Annotated in this window: 14 protein-coding genes; 3 read left to right on the plus strand and 11 right to left on the minus strand. The window is 30.6% G+C overall.

The annotated features are described in order from the left end of the window. Nucleotides 1-298: 298 nt before the first annotated feature. From F3K33_RS23765 to F3K33_RS23775, 3 genes are all read right to left on the minus strand, one after another. The gene (locus F3K33_RS23765) at nucleotides 299-1,204 is read right to left on the minus strand and encodes a metal ABC transporter solute-binding protein, Zn/Mn family (protein ID WP_023975915.1); all 906 of its coding nucleotides are present in this window, start codon (nucleotides 1,202-1,204) and stop codon (nucleotides 299-301) included. Between the two features lie 893 nt (nucleotides 1,205-2,097). Then, nucleotides 2,098-3,558 (minus strand): glycoside hydrolase family 1 protein, encoded by a 1,461-nt coding sequence (locus tag F3K33_RS23770; RefSeq protein WP_039770761.1) that lies wholly within the window; start codon nucleotides 3,556-3,558, stop codon nucleotides 2,098-2,100. A gap of 90 nt (nucleotides 3,559-3,648) precedes the next feature. After that, a complete protein-coding gene (locus F3K33_RS23775; RefSeq protein WP_023975918.1) occupies nucleotides 3,649-5,010 on the minus strand; it encodes a 6-phospho-beta-glucosidase in 1,362 nt (453 codons plus the stop codon). Nucleotides 5,011-5,486: 476 nt separating this feature from the next. On the opposite strand from F3K33_RS23775, the gene F3K33_RS23780 reads away from it, so the two are divergent. From F3K33_RS23780 to F3K33_RS23790, 3 genes are read left to right on the plus strand one after another with little or no spacing between them, the layout of a single operon-like run. Next, a complete protein-coding gene (locus tag F3K33_RS23780; protein ID WP_023975919.1) occupies nucleotides 5,487-6,401 on the plus strand; it encodes an ABC transporter ATP-binding protein in 915 nt (304 codons plus the stop codon). Nucleotides 6,402-6,414: 13 nt separating this feature from the next. Next, nucleotides 6,415-7,419, plus strand: a complete 1,005-nt coding sequence (locus tag F3K33_RS23785; RefSeq protein WP_039770763.1) for an ABC transporter permease — start codon at nucleotides 6,415-6,417, stop codon at nucleotides 7,417-7,419. Between the two features lie 15 nt (nucleotides 7,420-7,434). Continuing rightward, nucleotides 7,435-8,220 (plus strand): SGNH/GDSL hydrolase family protein, encoded by a 786-nt coding sequence (locus tag F3K33_RS23790; RefSeq protein ID WP_039770765.1) that lies wholly within the window; start codon nucleotides 7,435-7,437, stop codon nucleotides 8,218-8,220. Between the two features lie 73 nt (nucleotides 8,221-8,293). Here F3K33_RS23790 and F3K33_RS23795 read toward each other — a convergent pair whose 3' ends face one another. From F3K33_RS23795 to F3K33_RS23830, 8 genes are all read right to left on the minus strand, one after another. Further along, nucleotides 8,294-10,423: a glycoside hydrolase family 3 C-terminal domain-containing protein gene (locus F3K33_RS23795; protein WP_039770767.1), complete on the minus strand. Its 2,130-nt coding sequence runs from the start codon at nucleotides 10,421-10,423 to the stop codon at nucleotides 8,294-8,296. Between the two features lie 57 nt (nucleotides 10,424-10,480). Continuing rightward, complete coding sequence (locus F3K33_RS23800) at nucleotides 10,481-11,806, minus strand: glycoside hydrolase family 30 protein (protein WP_023975923.1); 1,326 nt, start codon at nucleotides 11,804-11,806, stop codon at nucleotides 10,481-10,483. After that, entirely contained in the window at nucleotides 11,769-13,364 is a 1,596-nt protein-coding gene (locus F3K33_RS23805) for a response regulator transcription factor (protein ID WP_023975924.1), read from the minus strand. The genes F3K33_RS23800 and F3K33_RS23805 overlap by 38 nt, the downstream gene beginning before the upstream one ends. After that, nucleotides 13,364-15,133 (minus strand): cache domain-containing sensor histidine kinase, encoded by a 1,770-nt coding sequence (locus F3K33_RS23810; protein WP_023975925.1) that lies wholly within the window; start codon nucleotides 15,131-15,133, stop codon nucleotides 13,364-13,366. Before F3K33_RS23810 ends, F3K33_RS23805 begins: the two co-directional genes overlap by 1 nt. A 57-nt stretch (nucleotides 15,134-15,190) precedes the next feature. Next, a complete protein-coding gene (locus F3K33_RS23815; RefSeq protein ID WP_039770769.1) occupies nucleotides 15,191-16,033 on the minus strand; it encodes a carbohydrate ABC transporter permease in 843 nt (280 codons plus the stop codon). A 5-nt stretch (nucleotides 16,034-16,038) separates the two neighbouring features. Next, nucleotides 16,039-16,938 (minus strand): carbohydrate ABC transporter permease, encoded by a 900-nt coding sequence (locus tag F3K33_RS23820; protein ID WP_012060833.1) that lies wholly within the window; start codon nucleotides 16,936-16,938, stop codon nucleotides 16,039-16,041. A 266-nt stretch (nucleotides 16,939-17,204) separates the two neighbouring features. Continuing rightward, a complete protein-coding gene (locus F3K33_RS23825; protein ID WP_012060834.1) occupies nucleotides 17,205-18,518 on the minus strand; it encodes an ABC transporter substrate-binding protein in 1,314 nt (437 codons plus the stop codon). A 355-nt stretch (nucleotides 18,519-18,873) separates the two neighbouring features. Beyond that, complete coding sequence (locus tag F3K33_RS23830; RefSeq protein ID WP_054249045.1) at nucleotides 18,874-20,346, minus strand: L-fucose/L-arabinose isomerase family protein; 1,473 nt, start codon at nucleotides 20,344-20,346, stop codon at nucleotides 18,874-18,876. Nucleotides 20,347-20,496 lie beyond the last annotated feature (150 nt).

Here is a 20,496-nt window from a genome sequence, read left to right on the forward strand (position 1 = left end):
TTTTCTTTACTATAAACAAAGTCACCTAAACTTTTCTTCATTTGTTCTTGTTTATTTTTATCAGCGACTTCTTTACATACTTCTATAAGTCTTCATAGCAATATAGGTTGTACCAGTTCTGCATTAATGTGAAAACCTCTCTCTTGAAATAAATTTAATTTCATAAGTCTTAATAAACTATCCACGTTATAAAAATAGACTTTAAACATTAATAATTTCAATGCTAAGTCTATTTTTATGATAATATTTTAATTAATTGAAAAAGCTAATTTTTCAATAATCTTAACAAATAATTCTTCTATTCATCTTTTAAGCATCCATAAATCTCATCTAAATTGTATCTCATGGATTCCAAATAGCTCTTATCATCTTCTTTAGATTCTAATGTTAATATTGGTACTACTTTTGCACCTACTTCTTTTGCTAAAGTTTCTGAAATCTTAGGGCTTGCAAGTGATTCTGAAAAAACAGTTTTTATATTACTTTCTTTACAAAAGCTAACCAAATCTTCCAATTGTTTTGGTGTTGGTTCACCTTCAGCAAATAGATTTTCTACTGATTTTTGTGTCAACCCAAAATCTCTACATAAGTATCCAAAAGCAGCATGTCCTGTTATAAAGTTCTTTTTATTTAATGCTTCAAATTTAGGTTTGTATTCACCATATAGACTTTCTAATTCACCTTTGAATTTGCTGTAGTTTCCCTCGTAATAATCCTTATTCTTCTCATCTAATTTCACAAGAGTATTTTTTATATTTTCAGATTGTATTTCTGCATTTTTTAAGCTTAACCAGCTATGAGGATCAATAGCATCCTCTTCTTTTCTAGATTCTACACCTGTGCTCGAATCTACAACAGGTATATTTTTATCTTTAATTACATCATTAACCTTATCTATCCAACTTTCCATTCCAAGTCCATTATAGATAAACGCATCACTTTTAGTTAATCCTTCAAGGTCTTGAGCCTTCGGATCATATTCATGGGGTTCCACGTTATTTGGAACTAAGCAAGTAACATCTGCCTTATCTCCAGCTATTTCTTCTGTAAACTCTTTTAATGGATAAATTGAAACTGTAATTTTTAATTTATCATCTTTTGTGCCTTTCGTATTTTCAGTCGTAGTTTTTGTATTAGCTCCGCAACCTATTAGCATAACACCAGTTAGTAAAGCTAAAATTCCTGAAATAATTTTCTTTTTCATATCTGCACCTCCACATGCATACGATTTGCATTTGCATTTAATAATATTACTCTTAACATTTAAATATGTCAATAATATCTAAAACCTAATATAAATTATTATTATTCATAAATGTTTATATATTAAAAACTTAATACCATACACTACATTTTCTAGCACAAAGCTATTCATACATATAATCTCATTACATCTTAGTTTTAAGGATACTATGTAGTAAATTAAAACTAAATTCTATATATAATAATTTGCATCTTACTATTCACAATTCTTGAAATTTTCTACATTGAGGAATATAATTTTTATAAATGCAAATCTATTGCAACAAGGAGCCTTCATATGAAAAATAAAATATCTATACTATCTGAATCCCTGAACCTAAACAATCATATTATGGAAGAACACTTTAAAATCAAGAAACGATATGAAAGTGGATCTCTCACTAATGTAAAGCATAGTTATAAAATAACTAGAAGTATATGGAATATGTCAAAAAATAAGCATATAAAAAATCATAATCTAATCTATAAACATATTTTTATTAAAAATATATAACTAAAATTTATATAATTCTTACCCTATATAAATTTTAGTTGTTAATATAAGAATTTATTGATTATATATTTGATTAACCAATCAATTTAGATAATAATTCAAATTTACAGCCCGATATAAATGTTTCTTAATATATCTCTTCGAAATATCTTTTGCCTTGCATAAAAAAATGTATGACTTTCAAATCAACATTAGATAAATTTCATACTTTTCTTTCTAATTACCGTAATATCCTTTATATAAAAAATTGAGCATAATACTCTTATTAAATGTTTCATTAGAAAACATAATAAAAGTATTATACTCATTTCAGTAAGTTCTATATTTAAATATAGTTTATATTAAAGTTCTTCTCCATTGCTTTCTATTACTTTCTTATACCAATAAAAACTCTTTTTTCTTGATCTACTTAAGTCTCCATTTCCATCATTATCTTTATTAACATAAATAAATCCATATCTTTTTTTCATTTCTCCAGTTGATGCACTAACTAAATCAATACATCCCCAAGGAGTATATCCTATTAATTCAACTCCATCATTAACAGCTTCCTTCATCTCTTCAATATGTGCCTTTAAATAGTCAATTCTATATCCATCATTAATTGATCCATCTTCTTCAACTTTATCCACAGCACCTAAACCATTTTCCACAACCATTAAAGGAATTTGATATCTATTATAAATATTATTTAATGTCCATCTTAATCCTTTAGGGTCAATTTGCCATCCCCAATCACTTGCTTTAAGATATGGATTCTTTACACCTCCAAGTATATTTCCAGATGTTCTTTCTAATTCTGGATCTGTGCTTGAACAGTTTGACATATAATAACTAAATGTATAGAAATCTACACAACCTTCCTTTAGAATTTGCTCATCATTTTCTTCCATCTTTATTTCTATATTATTCTCTCTAAAAAATCTCTTTGCAAAACCAGGATAAGCTCCTCTTACTTGAACATCAGAACATAAAAAATTATTCAAATTATCTCTTTCCTGAGCTAAAAGTACATCTTCCGGATTACATGTATAAGGATATGTTGTCATATATGCAATCATACATCCTACCTTGAAATCTTTATTAATTTGGTGCGCCAGTTTAACAGCTTTTGCGCTTGCAATGAATTGGTGATGAAGAGCTTGAAATCTTATTTGTCTACTATCATCAATCTCTTTATTAAATTCAAGTTCACCACCTTTATCCAATAAAATTCCGCCACCCATAAATGTACCAAATGGCATTGTTAAACAATTTATTTCGTTGAATGTGAGCCAATATTTTACAACGTCCTTATATCTGTTAAATATTGTGTTGCAATATCTAACATAACAATCAATAACTTCTCTACTTGCCCACCCGTTATACTTTTTAGTTAAACCAAAAGGTGTTTCATAGTGAGATATTGTAACTAATGGCTCAATGTTGTGTTTTGTTAATTCTGCAAAAACATCATCATAGAATTTTAGTCCTTCTTCATTTGGTTCTAACTCATCACCATTTGGAAAAATTCTAGTCCAATTTATTGACATTCTAAAGGTCTTAAACCCCATCTCAGCAAACAATTTAATGTCTTCTTTATAGTGATGATAAAAATCTATAGCTTCATGACTTGGATAATACGTTCCTTCTTCTAATTCTGGAGTTATTCTTCTTGGCATAGTATGCGTACCACCTGTCATAACGTCTGATGTGCTAAGACCTTTTCCACCTTCTCTATATCCACCTTCAAATTGGTTTGCAGCGGTTGCTCCCCCCCATAAAAAATCCTTTGGTAATCCTTGAAATTTATTATTTAACATTTTTATCCCCACTTTCTTCAAAGAAATCATTTAGCAATCCTTGAAATTTATTATTAAACATTCTTTGTTCTTCTGATTTTGCAAAGTTTACTACTTATTTTTCTCTAGTTTTTCTATTCTTTCAGCAAATTGTGGTAAGTGTTTTTTATGTGCAAGTAACATTTCATCTAATAAATTTTTAGCAATTTGTCCACTTGGAACTAATGGATTTATTGTAAATGCATGAAGAGCTTTGTTGTAGTTCCCTGTAACTGCTGCTGAAATTGTTGTTTCTTCCATTCCCTTCATTATTTGAACCATACCTCTTGGCGCTGGGTCAAACTTTCCAAAATTAATCGGTTCTGGTCCATGAGACGTGATTGTACTTGAAACTTCTACTATAGAGTCATATGGAAGATCCTCTAATGCGCCATTATTCTTTGTGCTAACTACCATAGTTGTTCTCTTGTCATTGTAGATTGAAGCAATTAATTCACAGGCAGCATCGCTGTAGTGAGTTCCACCTCTCTTAGTCAATTGTTCTGGTTTATAGTCAAGCTTTGGATCTTTATATAATTCAAACAATTCTGCCTCTGTCCTTTTTACAACCTCTGCTCTAGTTTCACCTTTTGAGTAACTTTCAAGTTCTTCCATCAACATATCATCTGTAATATAGTAATATCTATGATACGGACAAGGTAATATTCCCAAGTCTTTAATCTGCTCATAGTTAAACTTGATATCTTTAATGTTGGCAACTCCTGCATCTTTCTTTTCTTCTGCTAATAATGGATTGTACAATTTTTCAATTACTTCTGCAGTTTTTTCATTACCTTCCTTATCCCATACTCTATGCCAATGGAAATGATTTAATCCAGCAAACTTAAAGAATAATTCACTTGAAGGAACTCCAAGCATCTTTGCATCATCTTCTATACAGTTGATTGGAACATTACATAGTCCAACAGTTCTGTCCCATCCGCCATATTTTATAGCTGCTTCAGTCACCATTCCTGATGGATTTGTGAAGTTAACAAGCCATGCATTAGGGCATAACTCTCTCATGTCATCTATTATGTCTAATATTACTGGAATTGTTCTAAATGCTTTAAACATACCACCAGCACCGTTAGTCTCTTGTCCAATTATTCCATGGCTTAAAGGAATTCTTTCATCCTTTATTCTTGCATCTAAAAGTCCTACTCTAAATTGAGTTGACACAAAATCCGCATCCTTAAGGGCCTCTCTCCTATCTAAAGTTAAATTAACTTTCCAATCCAGCCCTGCTGCCTTAACCATTCTTTGAGCCATTGCTCCAACTATTTCTAACTTCTCTTTTCCATCTTCAATATCTACAAGCCATATTTCTTTAATAGGCAATTCATCTTTCCTTTTTATAAAACCTTCAATTAATTCAGGAGTGTAACTTGATCCTCCACCAATAGTAACTATTTTGATTTTTTCTTTTTTCATTACTTATTTCCTCCCTTAATCTCGCCTCAGGCAAATTTTTAATTTAAGATATTTTCCTAATCTGAAAATTACTTGGATATAAAATACAAGAGCTACTTTTTTATAAAATACATATAAGTAATCCTTTACCTAAAAGATATCACACCCCAAAATAAAATACCTTATTTTTTCGGATTTAGTGACACATGCTACTATTTAGTTATTTGTTTTTTTATAAAACAGTTTGTTTCATAATATAGCTAGTCTAACTACTTACTAGGAATCAATAAGCAAAATAATGGGAATATTATACCTAAACAAATTTCAGTAATACTTAGTATAAAACATAAAATTAATAGATAATAAGAGTTATAATGAATTTATTCTCACCATGAATTCTTTTCCAAAAGAAACTCATTTGAATCAAATTTTTAATAGATTACTATATCCTCCATACTTTAATCAATCTTAAAATAATTATAAAAAGAAGGTGTACTATGTCAAAGCAAATATTGTTATTAGATAATGTTCATAAATCTATAAAAAATAAAGAAATTGTTAAAGGCATTACCTTTTCAATTAATGAAGGTGAAGTTTTGGGTTTTCTTGGGCCAAATGGTGCTGGAAAGTCGACCACTTTAAGAATGATTGTCGGCCTTTCTTCCCCTACTAGTGGAAAAATTTTAATCGATGGCTATTCAATTACTAAAGATTATGTTAAGGCTATGTCTAAAGTTGGATGTATTATAGAGGGTCCCGATATGTATAATTATTTAAGTGGCTTAGAAAATTTGAAGATGCTTGCTTCTATGAATAAAAACGTTACTAATGAAGATATAACGAGAGTAATTGAACTTGTAGGAATGCAGAATAGAATAAATGAGAAAGTGTCTACTTATTCTTTGGGAATGAAGCAAAGGTTAGGACTTGCGCAAGCTCTTATTCATAAGCCAAAGCTTCTTATATTAGATGAGCCTACAAATGGACTTGATCCTTCAGGAATAAATGAGTTTAGACATATTATTAAAGATCTTGCTAAAAAAGAAAATATTGCTGTTCTCGTTTCTAGCCATTTGATATCTGAGGTTGAATTAATGTGTGATACTGTTGCAATAATAAAAAGTGGTACTTTACTAAAATACGCTTCAGTCTCTGAACTTATAAGTGATAAAGAAGTTTCCTTTGTTCTAAGTGATAATTCAAAGGGAATTAAAATATTAAAAGATAAGTGGAATACTGATAGTTCACTAATAAACAATAATATAATAGCAAAAGTTGATGTATCAAAAATTGAAAAAATTAATTCTTCGTTTATCGAAGAAGGAATAGCCATAAAGTTCGTAAGTATAAATCAGAAAACTTTGGAGGATCTGTTTTTATCACTTACAGAAAGTAACTCTATTGTTAGTTAAGGAGGTGTATATATTGCTAGTATTAGTTAAAAATGAAGTTAATAAAATATTATATAAGCGTAAACTTCTACTTATTAGTGCTATAATACTAATTTTAGTTTCACTTTTTGCATATGGCCAAAATTATCAATATCAAAACACTTTGAATAAGTATTTAAAGACAACTACTCAAAGTGGCGATATCCCTTGGCAGTCATTACAAAAGCAACAAATCCAGGACCTAAAAAATAGGCTTAATAGACCTGATACCCCTGACGAAAGTAAGCCCTCAATTAATATTCAAATTCATCAAAACCAGTATTATTTAGATAACAACATAAATCCAATTACTCCAAGTGCTGCAAAATTTTCAGTTAAGCTAATGGAACAGTCTATATCTGTATTACTACCTTTACTAATAATTCTATTGGCTGGAGATAGCGTATGTGGAGAATTTTCTGCTAAAACTATAAAAGTACTGCTAACAAGAGCTGTTCCTCGATGGAAGATATTACTTAGTAAATATATAGCACTTCTAATCATGTTTTCTATAGTAATTCTAGAGATGGCTCTATTTTCAATTTTAATTTCAGGTTTATTTTTTAATAATTGGGGGTTTAATGAGCCTGTCGCTACAGGTTTTAGCTCTGCTTCCGGAACATTAGATGTTTCAAATGTAATCAAAGTAACCGAATTGCAATATTTAATCCTCGTATACTCTCTTGGATGGTTTGTATCAATTGTTATCGGTACAATTTCATTTATGATTTCAGTTTTAGTAAGAAATACAGCTACTTCCATAGGTATAATGATGGCTACATTGGTTGGAGGAGGCTTTCTTAGGTTATTTCTAAATGATTGGCCTTCAATAAAGTACTTTTTTGCCATCAATCTAAACTTACCTCAGTATCTTACAGGATCATATACTCCAATAAGTGGAATGTCGTTAAGTTTTAGCACTTTAGTACTTCTAGCTTGGGCCATAGGTGCCTTTATTGTTAGTCTTGTTGTATTTTTAAAACAAGATGTATTAGTTTAAAAGGAGGGATTTAAAATGTTTAAAAATATAAAATGGAAATTTATTTTATTGCTATCCATAGTTTCTACCATAACCTTAGTTATGGGATTTATATCAGCATTATCAATAAGTTCTCGCCCTCCTAAAGAGATATCAGATAAGGAGTCTGAACAATCTAAAAGTGAAGAATTAGATCAAAATTATTACAACATACTAGTTCTTGGTGACTCCCTTGCTAAAGGAACTGGAGATGAAAAAGGACTTGGCTTTTCAGGCTATTTTTCAGAATACTGGAAAACTAAAGTTTCAAAGGAGATTAAAATAAATAATCTTGCCATAAACGGAGATGTATCTAATGGGCTTTTAAATGTAGTTCAAGAGTCACAGACCTTAGCTGACATTAAAGGATCAAACATGATATTTATATCTATAGGTGGCAATGAAATAAGTAAACTTAAAAATACAGATATAAGCTCATCCACTACTAAGATAAAAGATATTCAAGATACCTATTTAGCTAATCTAAAATCTATTTTTAATATAATAAGAGCCAATAATCAATCATCTATGGTAGTTTTCATTGGCTTGTATAACCCATTCGGAAAAGATCTTACATCTGATAAGGTAAACATATTAAATGAATGGAATTATCAAAGTCAGCAGCTTTTATCATTAGATTCAAATGCGATTTTTATTCCAACATATGATCTTTTTAAATACAACTTACAAGATTATCTAGCTGCTGATAATTTTCATCCAAATAGCACCGGTTATCAAGCTATTTCTGGCAGAATAATTGAATCTTTAAAAAATTATAAATAATATACTATAATAAAGCTGCCCAGTCTGATAAATATTTTCCGACTAGAGCAGCTTCATAATATACTATAAAAATTTATGCTAGCTTGATATCAACTTCTAAAGGAGATATTCCAACAAGCTGAATGCTTCTACTATCTGGTTGTGATATACCAACAAATAATTTGAACCTTTTGCTATCTAATATCCTTTCTCCATCATCATTTACCACTTCAAATGATGATTTCTTGATTTTCATTTTTACAATTTTGCTTTCTCCTATTTTCAATCCAACACGTTTAAATCCTGCTAGACTATGATTCCTAACAGCATATTTAGATTCAAGATCTTTTATATAACATTGTACAACTTCTTCTATATCAAAATTTCCTGTGTTAGTTATCTTTACGCTTACCTCTACCTCATCGAAATCACTTTCTACATCTGGTACATGCAATTCTGATAATTTTACAGTAGAATAAGTTAATCCATAACCAAATGGATATAAGCTTTCACAAGACATATAGCGATATGTCCTATCTTTCATTGAATAATCTATAAATTCTGGTAAATCCTTAGTATTTCTATAAAATGTAATAGGTAATTTTCCACTTGGTGAACACTTTCCAAATATTAAGTCAGCCACCGCTCTGCCACCTCTGCTTCCAGGATACCAAGCATCTAATATAGCTGAACACTTATCCTCTGCATTATTAAATGTCAATGCACTTCCTGCACCAATAACTAATATAACAGGTGTACCTGTTTCTATTATTTTCTCTAATAATTCTTGCTGCCTTCCTGGTAAATTTAAGCTTGCTTTATCACCAGCTCCTTCACTATTACCTGCGTCTCCTTGCTCACCTTCAATTGTAGAATCTAGTCCAAGGCATAGAATTGCGACATCTGATCTTTCTGCTATTGATATTGCTTCTTTTAATCTGTCATTAGGTTCTGCTAGTTCTTCAACTCTGTCTCTAAATAAATGACAACCTTCGGAATAATATACTCTTACATCTTCTCCTACGGCTTCATGTATTCCCTCCAACACAGTTATATATCTAGATGCAGTTCCTGAATAATTACCTTTAAGCATGATCTGACTATCAGCATTAGGGCCAATAACAGCAATTGATTTTAAGTTATCTTTATTTAATGGTAATATTCCATTATTCTTTAATAAAACCATTGAATTTCTAGCTGCTTTTAATGATAATTCATTATGTTCTTTGCAATCATTTAACTCATATGGTATTTTGTTATATTCACACTCTTCATCAAACATTCCCAATCTTATTCTTGTTGCCATTAATCTTTCTGCTGCTGTTGTTATATCTTCTTCTGTTACTAATCCCTCTTTATAGGCAAGCAATAATTGAAGATACACATTGCCACAATTTAGATCACATCCATTTTTCATAGCTAATGCCGCTGATTCTGTTGCAGTGCTTGTCACTCTATGATGCAAATGAAAATCAGCAATTGCCCAACAATCGGATACTACATGACCTTTAAAGTTCCATTTTCCTCTTAATATGTCTCTTAATAAAGTTTTACTTCCACAACAAGGCTCACCATTTGTACGATTATACGCCCCCATTACTGCCTCTACATCACCTTCTTTGACACAAGCTTCAAAAGCAGGGAGGTAAGTCTCATATAAATCCTTTTTACTTACAACTGCATCAAATTCATGCCTTAATCCTTCTGGTCCACTATGAACAGCGAAATGTTTTGCACATGCTGCCGCCTTTAAATATTTGCCTTCTCCTTGAAGTCCTTTTACAAAGGCCACTCCTAATCTAGATGTTAAATATGGATCTTCACCATAGGTTTCATGACCACGGCCCCATCTAGGATCTCTAAAAATATTAACATTTGGTGACCAAAAAGTTATTCCCTTATAGATGTCTCTATCATCTTTTTTACTGCTTTCATTATACTTTGCTCTGCCTTCTGTTGAGATAACCTTTGCAATGTCATTCAATAACTCATCATCAAACATAGCAGCTAATCCTATAGCTTGTGGAAATACTGTTGCTATACCTGCTCTGGCTACTCCATGCAATCCCTCATTCCACCAATTATATCTAGGTATATTTAATCTTTTTACAGCTGATGATTTATAAGTTAATTGTTCTGCTTTTTCTTCTAGCGTCATTTTTCCTACTAATTCTTTTGCTTTTTCTAACGCATATTCATGAGTAATTCTTTTTTCTTCGACCATATTACACATCTCCTAAAATAATCATAATATTTATTCTAACTTTTTTTAATTATAAGACTAAACAACCAATGTATTAAAAGAATGAGGCTGAATATTAAAGCTATAATCTTCACCATTAACACTAAATGTGACTTCTTGTAATTCATCAAATGGATTTAATACTTCTAATACAACACTTCCATCTGGATTCTCAAAAGCCAAAGCATTTCCTGCAAAGTCCCCTTTTAGACCTTTCATTGTCGCTCCTTGTTTTATATATTTTGAAAAATGTCTCATTAGATAATACTCCGGATTATATTTAACATCATTATCTTTTGTAACCGTAATAAGTGAATTTTGTTTCCATCCCCAAGTGCTTATTCCCTCTTCTTCAAGTACCATATTCCAATAGGTATAGGCGCTTACTCCATTTATAAAGTATGTCCACATTAAATTAAATACATATTCAGCATATTCCCAGCTATTTTTTCCTTCTCCACATTCATTTTCTGTCTGTATCAATTTCATTTCTGGATAAGCAATTCTTGTCTGTAGCAAAGCATGCTTTCCTCCCCACTGATACCCAACGCCATTTATATATCTTTTTGCATCTTTATCACTTAGTACAGTGTTAGCAAAATTATTATACTGACCAAATTGCCAATTTTCATCTCCATAATCATCATAAGGAGAATTTAATGTTCCAAGCCATATCTCAGCATCAAGTTTATTCTCTTCAAATAATGGCCCGATGTATTCTTTTATAAAATCACGTAATTGTTTTCCTGACCAAACACATGATGGAAACTTCTGATCTGCTATAGGTTCATTTTGTATGTGTACCTGATTAATTTTAATACCCTCTTTTTGGTATTCTTCAATGAATTTCTTAAAGTAAAGAGCATATGCTTTTAGATTTTTCTCCTCCCATATTAATGTTCCGAAATTGTATACTTCCGGGAACTTCATCCAAGTTGGGGGGCTCCATGGAGAAGCAAATAAATTAAGCTCTCCACTATATTTTTCTGCTTCTTTAATGTACGGAATCAAGCATTCTTTATCTCTTTCAATGCTAAAATTCTTCATTTCATAATCGCCCTTAGTTTCATTTAGACTGTACCAGCTTTCTGCATAATCATTTGCTCCAATTGGCAATCTACAATAAGTAAAATTACACTCCTCTGGATCAAATAGATTTCTAAATACCTCTTCTTTCTTATCATTTGGAATCTTTTTTAATGCTATATATCCTAACTCATTAAAACATCCACCAAATCCATCAATAGTTTGATAGGACTCCCCATTTAACTCTAATGTATGGTATGATTTATCTTTACTAATATCTATAGTACTACTTACTAAGCTATCAGTCCTTGTTGTTGAAATCAAAGTTGCTTTCCTCATTATAACTTCCTCCTTTTTCTCTAAATTCAGTTGGTGACATTCCTGTCTGTTTTTTAAAAGCTAAAGAAAAATAATTTGTATCCTTATATCCCACTAAAGTTGCTATTTTACCCGTTTTCATACTGGTTGTTTCTAATAGGGACTTAGCCTTCTGTATTCGTTTACGTATAATGTAGTTATTACAGCCTTCTCCTGTACTATGTTTGAATAGCTTTGAAAAATAGGTTGGAGTTAAATAAAGCATTTCCGCTATACTATATACTGAAATGTCTTCATTTAAATGATCATTAATATATTGTTTTGCTTTTCTTATAATTTCATGGCTTTCTCCAATATCAGTCTGAAGTATTTGTATTATGAAATCTCGTGTAATTCTCAAGGCATCACTTCTACTACAATTTTTTAATGAAATTAATAAAGAATTTAACTTATTATCTGATATATCTCCTTTTTCCATTGCGTAGGAAAAATATATTCCTCCTCCAATATCAAAACATGTTTTCTTAACTAATGATGTCGATAAATTATAAAACTCTATGGCCTCTGAATAAGCCTCATAAATACTCATTACTTTCTCAAGGTCATCTATATTATCTATCATATTCTTCTTAAATTCCTGAACTCTCTCGTTAAATAAAGTCAAACGTATTTCTCTAGGTTCTTTCGTTATGATTTTCCCATAGGTGCTCTTATTATTTAATAAAACACATGCGTCGTTATATGAAATATTGATTTTATTAAATCCGCCTACAACGCTTCCAAGAATTACTTTAGGATTAATATCATACTCATTTTTCAAATACTCAATTAAATGTTGTACTCTTAATGTTACTTCTTCTAACTCTTCTCTTATAAATATGGCGATTACTATATTTCTATTTTTGTCCTCAAATGTAATCCCTTGTTTCTTAGAATCAAATAATTCAATGCAAATATTTTTAATAGATAAATTTAATAATTCAAAATGTTGTTTCCAAGCTAAATTATCATCTATAATTGGACATACCAAAGCAATTTGAAGCATCTCTTCCTTATCGTAAGAATACTCCTTCAATACTTTTTTAAATTCACTTGTCTTCACTCGTTCATAAAGTAAATTTTGCATAATCTGTTCAAGCTTTAATTGTTCTGTTACACCTTGTATCCTGCTATTTATCTTTTGCTCATGGCTTAAAGTTTTCTCATGCTCTAAATCCTCTATTAATCTTCCGATAGCATTCTCAAGTTCTATCTCATCTACTGGTTTTAGGAGATAATCCTCCACCTGCATCTTGCAGCATTTTTGAGCATATTCAAAATTATCATATCCTGTTAAAACAATAATTTTTAACCTAGGATTTAGATAATTCATCTTTTCTACTAAAGATAATCCATTCATCTCAGTCATACATATATCTGTAATCATGATATCAAATGCTTCTTCTTCCATGATTTTTAAAGCTTCAATTCCTGAGGATGCCATTTTAACAGTATCTATCTTGAGTTTCTCCCAAGGAATCACACTACATATTCCTTTTCTAATCATTTCCTCATCATCTACAACTATAGCTTTATACATTAATTATTCTCTCCTTTAGGTAATATAATATCTACCGTAGTTCCACCATGTTCATTTTTCTTGTAGTATAATCCATACCCACTACCAAATAATATTTCAATTCGCTTATGAACATTCCTTAAACCATATCCAGTTTTTTCATCAAATACTGATATAGAGCTATTTATTTCATCAATTTGTTCTTGTCTCATTCCAACTCCATTATCAGCAACTGATATAACTATCTTGTTATTTATTTCTCTTGCGGTAACTAATATCTTACCTTTATACCCATCTTTGACCCTTATTCCATGATAAATGGAATTTTCTATTAAAGGTTGAAGTGTAAGCTTGGGTATTAGTACATTTTTGAAATTCTCATCTACATTTATTTCACACTCAGCAATTCCACTATATCTCATATTTTGTATGATCAAATAATTTTCTACATTTTCTAGTTCTTGCGAAATAGGAATAACATCTTTCCCTCTACTTAGACATAATCTATAATAATTAGCTAACGCTTTTACCATTTTTGATACATCTTTATTTCCATCAGATAAAGCCTGCCAATGTATACACTCTAGTGTGTTATATAAAAAATGTGGTTTAATTTGAGATTGCAGTCTGTTTAATTCGATTTGCTTAATCTCAGATTGCTCTTTTTTTATCCTATACATAAGTATATTAATTTCTTCAATCATGATATTAAAGCCACTTGCTAGTTGCCTAAAATCTTTGCCATCATAATCTTGTTCCATTCTAACTTCCAGATTTCCCATCGAAACCTCTCTCATCTTTCTTACAATGTCATCCATCGGCTTATATAAGTTATTGCTTAGTTTATAGCAAGCTATACTAATTAATACTCCAGCACCTATTACTAAAGCTATTATTAAAATTATTACTGCATTGGTATCTCTTAACATTGATCTTGTTGGTATCTCCCCCACCATATACCAATCCCAATTATCAAGCTTCTCATAAATAACCATCTTATCTTCAACTTTTTGTTGGCCACTTTTTCCTTGTAATACGCTTTTATAAGGACTTTCTGTTCCAATCAGAGATTTATCCTCATTAGATATAATAACTCCATCTTTATCTGTTAAATATGTTTGTACTTTTAGCCCTTTATCTAAATTAGAGTAAAATTCTTTTATACTTTTTTCTCCAATTCCTATTACTAAAAATCCAGTATATTTATTAAAATTGTATTTATCATTGATCGGTTGATATATATTTAGTACATACTGATCTGGATAAAATACTTTTTTCTTCATGCTTATCTTACAGTTACCAAACTTTGTGCCTACAGCATCTTGATAGTCCTTTAAAGTTTGAGTCCTGAAATCGCTACTTGTCCAAGACTCTCCAACATATATTAACTCTGGGCCATCAAATTTCACCAATCCAATATAATCTATATAACTGTTTGTATTTAAGAGATATCTTACTGACGAATATGCATCACTTGTATCTTTGTTATAATTCTTTGAAGTCAGCCTATTATTCATTAAGAATTCTTTAACTCTACTGTCCCCTGTGATCATATTTGATGTCTCAATAATATTCTTTAATGTTATATTTAAAATATCCGTTATTGTTTCAAACTGTCCTTGCACTAATCCACTGGATTTTTCAGTAATTTGCTTTCCTGCTAATTGATAAACAGCAAAAATTACAAAACTATTAGTAATTAAGACTGCCAATATAAAAAATGTAGTAATCTTCTGATTAAATTTCATTTTAGATAGCTTATTTATAACTTTTCTCAATTCCTTATACATACCTGTATCCCTTTTTGTAATTCTTATATATAAGAGTTACCTACCATAAGTATATTATTAACCTTTGACAGCTCCTGCCATCATGCCCTTTATTAATTTATCTTGTCCAAAAATAAATGCTATGATCATTGGTAACATAGAAATAGTTAATACCGACATAATCATTGGAACATTCATTGTATATTGACCTTGATATTCCCAAATAGCAAGTGGTAATGTTCTATTAGGTAATGTTTGAGTTAAAACTAATGCAAAACTGAATTCATTCCATATAGCAACACCATTATAAATTGCTAAAGTTGCTAGCCCTGGCTTCACTAATGGAAGCATAACATTTGAAAAAATTTTATATTTATTGCACCCATCTATCTCAGCCGCTTCTTCTAATTCCCTAGGAATTGCCTGCATAAATGTAACTAATATAAATACTGAGATTGGTAAATTAAAAGCCACATATGGACCTATTAATGCCCAAGGACTATCATACAAACCCATCTTAGTAGTCATCAAAAATATTGGAAGTAATGTTACATGAATTGGCACTGACATACATGCTACTATTATAGCATATATTGGCTTATTTAACTTAAATTTGAATCTAGATAATGGATAAGATGCACATGCACTTAAGAATAGTAAAATTACTAGCGACACTATAAGTACTAATATACTGTTTTTAAAATAAATAAATATGTTTCCTTTGAATACGTCAATGAAATTCTTTAAATATAAACTTTTTGGTAAATCGAATACACTTCCCATAAGCATCTCAAATTGCTGTTTGAATCCTGCTAATAACATAAATATAAAAGGAACTATTGTAATTAAAAGCCATGCTATTGCTAGTATTCCAACGATAGCTTTTATAGATAATTTTTTTATTAATGAATTCTGCTTCATAATAGTCAATCTTCCTTTCTATTTAATGTTTTAATTGTGATTAATGATATTATTGTTATAAGAATAAACATCCCTGAAGCAATTGCTGAACCATATCCCATTCTTTGAGATAAAAACGCATTTTTGTACATATAAGTTGCCATAAGTTCTGACGCGTTACCTGGTCCTCCACCTGTCATAACATATATGAGATCAAAATATTTTAATGATCCAACCATTGATAATACAATTGCACTTTTAATAGCTGGTTTCATAAGTGGAAGTGCTATTTTCCAAAAATACTGACTTTTTTTTGCTCCATCAATTATTGCTGCTTCATATAAATCTGATGGTATTCCACTATATGCAGCCAAAAAATACACCATATAGAAGGGAATAAATTGCCAGCAAATAGCTATTGTGATGGTTAATAGTGCTGTCTTAGGGTTACCTAATAAGTCTACTGAATGCCCACCTAATAACTTTGATATTCCTGATACTATACCAGAATTTGCATCTAATGCATACTTAAATAAATAACCAATTGCAACAGATGACATTAACATTGGTATAAACCAAATTACTTTAAATATATTAAATTTTTTCCCACCAAAATCTAAAAATGTTGCAAGAGCAAGACCTATTGGTAATTGGACAGCTATAGATAGAACCATAATAACAATATTATTTAGAAACGCTTTTCTAAAAATTTGGTCAGCAATAAGTTCTTTCCAGTTATTTAATCCTACAAATACCTTATTTGATGCAAATCCATTCCAATTATAGCAACTTAAATTAAAAGAGTAGACAATTGGATATGCTATATATATTATTAAGAATAAAAATGCTGGCACAAGAAATATAATTGCTGCATTTCTCGTTGACGCGGCACGTCTTTTAGCTAAACTATTAGTTTGTGATTGCACTTTTTCTCTCTCTCCTTTATATAATTATTGAGCTGTTACAAAATTAATTCCACCGCATAAGTTCAACTTCTGCATTTGACTTATAATATAAACATATTTACATCTCTGATATATCATATTTGTACTCCTTTTTCAGAAATCATAAATGCTTTGCACATTCTCATTCAAAGATAAGCTATAATTCAAATCTAAATTTGCAATTGTTTATATATAATAGAATTTTTATTTTGCAACAGCTTTTACATTATTTTTTAATGCTGCTATAATTATTTATTTTTTGCCTTATATGAATCCATAGCAGATTGTAGTTCCTTATCTGCATCTTGTGGAGTCTTAGTTAGCCCAAATATTTCTTGGCAAGTTGATTTGTGTACTTCTGCAACTTCTGCTGGTAAGTATTGGTCATACCATAATTGAACTCCTTTTGCTTGGTTAACTGTGTCTAAGATTTTTTGTGTTAATGCATCGTCTGGTTTGAAATCTTTAAGTGGAATAATCTTACCTAATTTCTTACGATCTTGTAATGCTTGATCATCTAATAAAGATTGAATTAATTTAAAAGCACCTTCTTTATCTTTACATGTTTCTGAAATTGAATATAAGTTATCTCCAACTGTTCCTGCACAAAGTGATTGATCTTCTTTTGAACCGTCTAATGCTGGGAATGGGAAGAATCCTAATTTACTCATAAAGTCTGGATTTTCACCAAGTACTGTACCTGTGAACCATGAACCCATTAAATCCATAGCTGCATCACCTTTGTATAATGCTTGTCTAGCTTGACCACTATCATCATCCATACCATTGAATCCATCTATAAAGTAACCTTTTTTAACCCAATCTTGAATTTTGCTTCCAGCAAATTCAAATGCAGGGTTTTCAAATTTTCCTTTTCCTGATGCTGCATCTGCGAATGCATTTAACCCACCAAAACGAGTTGCTAAGTACATATAATACATAGATCCTGTCCATTTTGTAGCATTAGCTAAAGCAAATGGCGCCACTCCGTTTGCTTTTAACTTATCACATGCAGCTTCTAATTCAGAAATAGTTTTTGGCTCTTGTATTCCATATTTAGCAAAAACATCTTTGTTATAGAAGAAACCTGCTACGGATACGTTTTCAACTGGAACGGCATAAATTTTTCCATTGTATGAACATTGATTAATTCCAGCATCTATAAATTTATCTTTGTAGTTATCTTTGTTCATGAATTCTGTAAGATCAGCAATTTTATTTGAATTTACATAATCAATTAATCCTGATCCTCCCCATTGAATAAATACATCTGGAGTCTGATTTGAACTCATTGCCATAGATAATTTCTGTTTGTAGGAATCATTAACCTGATCAACAACTTCTACATCATATTGTGGGTTAGCTTCCATAAACCTTTTAACTGATGCTTTAATTGCATCTGCTGCTGTTGACGTTTGGATATGCCATAATGTCAATTTTGTCTTTCCTGAAGCAGATCCACCGCTTGTCTGTGAAGTGCTGTTTCCGCAGCCAATCATTGATGCAGAAACCATAGTTACTGTCATTATGATTGATGCTATCCTTTTCAAATTCTTATTCATATACCTTTCTACCCCCTAGAATTTTCATATATTTGATATACTTATATATTAGCATTGATAACGTTTAATAAAAATTGAATAATTTGTCTTTTAGATATAATTTTATATCCTATTGTAATTTTTCTTTATTAAACGCATAAATAACCTCCATTTTAAATAGTTCTCTAAAATACTATCTAAATAATGAAGGCATTTATATTTTTATTCACATATTAAATTTTTATAAATTGAGGCTGAAAGCTGGAGGGGAACCTGCCTTCAGCCTTTGAAATATATTACCTCAAAAACAAAGATAGATAAAAAAACTGCCAAGAATATTTATCTATAACCCTTTGATTCTGGTAAATATCCAATACTATTTGAAAGGATTTTCAGTTTTGTAAAGCATACCTTTTGGTTGATTGAATCCAACTTCTTTAACACCTAAATATCTAAATAAGTTGTAAACAGCTTTTCCAAAGTGTCCAAATGCAACTGCTCCATGATGAGGATATCTGCCTTCTACTAATACGTGACGATAGAATCTTCCCATTTCAGGAATTGCAAATACTCCTATAGCTCCAAATGAACGAGTTGCAACTGGTAATACTTCACCTTCTGCTACATAAGCTGTAAGTTCTGCATCTGCATTACTTTGTAATCTGAAGAATGTAATATCTCCTGGTACTATATCTCCTTCAAGTGTTCCTCTAGTTATATTTGGTTCTTGATTTGGTTCAAGAGCTCTTGCCATAATCATTTGGTTTTTCATTGTTCCACATGTTAATTTACAAGCTGCTGTATTACCACAGTGGAATGCCATGAATGTATCATTTAATGAATAATTAAATTTCCCTTTAACTTCTGATTCATACATATCAGCTGGAACTGTATTGTTTATATCAAGTAATGTTACAACATCTTGGCTTATGCAAGTTCCGATGTATTCACTTAATGCACCATAAATATCAACTTCACATGATACTGGGATTCCCATAGCTGTTAAACGGCTGTTTACATAACATGGTACAAATCCAAATTGTGTTTGGAATGAAGGCCAGCATTTATTTGCAAATACAATGTATTCTCTTGAACCTTTATGTTCTTCCATCCAGTCTAATAATGTAATTTCATATTGAGCAAGCTTTGGTAAGATACCAGGCATTTTATTTCCTTCACCTAATTCTTTTTCCATGCTAGCTATAACGTCTGCAATTCTTGGATCATCTTTATGATCATTAAATGCAGCAAATAAATCTAGTTCTGAGTTTTCTTCTATTTCAACACCTAAATTGTATAATTGTTTAATAGGTGCATTACAAGCTAAGAAATCTTGAGGTCTTGGACCAAAAGAAATTATTTTTAAGTTCTTTAATCCTAATAATGCAGTAGCAACTGGCACAAATTCAGAAATCATTCCTGCAACTTCTGGAGCTGTTCCTACTGGATATTCTGGAATGTATGCTTTAATGTTTCTTAGAGCTAAATTGTAGCTTGCATTTAACATTCCGCAATATGCATCTCCACGTCCGCCTATTAAATTATCTCCGCTCTCTTCTGAAGCAGCTGCAAACATAACTGGTCCATCAAATTCTTTAGCAAGTAAAGTTTCTGAAGTTTCAGGACCAAAGTTTCCTAAATATACAACTAATGCATTTACTCCAGCTTCTTTAACTTCAGCTAAAGCTTTTCTCATATCTTTTTCATTTTCAACAGTTGTTTGACATTCAAAAATTTCTCCATTAAAAGCTTCTACTACTGCTTTTCTTCTATTTTCTGATAATTCCATTGGGAAACAATCTCTACTTACTGCAACAATTCCTAATTTTACTTGTGGTATATTATTCATTTTTAACTCCTCCATTTTTTATGAATTTTAAATTCTTATAATCAGATCTTGACAAATTTTACGAAGTATATTATTCGATATTTTAATGCTACAAATTAGATTTATTAAGTTAGATATTAATTAATATCCTATTCCTAAATAATTGAATCT

This window comes from Clostridium beijerinckii (assembly GCF_008705175.1).
Classification (GTDB): Bacteria; Bacillota; Clostridia; order Clostridiales; family Clostridiaceae; genus Clostridium; species Clostridium beijerinckii.

What these genes read in the sequence shown, in the direction of transcription:
- F3K33_RS23770 (WP_039770761.1), bottom strand. Translation starts at nt 3,558, where the DNA reads ATGTTAAATAATAAATTTCAAGGATTACCAAAGGATTTTTTATGGGGG.
- F3K33_RS23795 (WP_039770767.1), bottom strand. Translation starts at nt 10,423, where the DNA reads ATGGTCGAAGAAAAAAGAATTACTCATGAATATGCGTTAGAAAAAGCA.
- F3K33_RS23765 (WP_023975915.1), bottom strand. Translation starts at nt 1,204, where the DNA reads ATGAAAAAGAAAATTATTTCAGGAATTTTAGCTTTACTAACTGGTGTT.
- F3K33_RS23815 (WP_039770769.1), bottom strand. Translation starts at nt 16,033, where the DNA reads ATGAAGCAGAATTCATTAATAAAAAAATTATCTATAAAAGCTATCGTT.
- F3K33_RS23800 (WP_023975923.1), bottom strand. Translation starts at nt 11,806, where the DNA reads ATGAGGAAAGCAACTTTGATTTCAACAACAAGGACTGATAGCTTAGTA.
- F3K33_RS23810 (WP_023975925.1), bottom strand. Translation starts at nt 15,133, where the DNA reads ATGTATAAGGAATTGAGAAAAGTTATAAATAAGCTATCTAAAATGAAA.
- F3K33_RS23805 (WP_023975924.1), bottom strand. Translation starts at nt 13,364, where the DNA reads ATGTATAAAGCTATAGTTGTAGATGATGAGGAAATGATTAGAAAAGGA.
- F3K33_RS23780 (WP_023975919.1), top strand. Translation starts at nt 5,487, where the DNA reads ATGTCAAAGCAAATATTGTTATTAGATAATGTTCATAAATCTATAAAA.
- F3K33_RS23790 (WP_039770765.1), top strand. Translation starts at nt 7,435, where the DNA reads ATGTTTAAAAATATAAAATGGAAATTTATTTTATTGCTATCCATAGTT.
- F3K33_RS23825 (WP_012060834.1), bottom strand. Translation starts at nt 18,518, where the DNA reads ATGAATAAGAATTTGAAAAGGATAGCATCAATCATAATGACAGTAACT.
- F3K33_RS23775 (WP_023975918.1), bottom strand. Translation starts at nt 5,010, where the DNA reads ATGAAAAAAGAAAAAATCAAAATAGTTACTATTGGTGGAGGATCAAGT.
- F3K33_RS23830 (WP_054249045.1), bottom strand. Translation starts at nt 20,346, where the DNA reads ATGAATAATATACCACAAGTAAAATTAGGAATTGTTGCAGTAAGTAGA.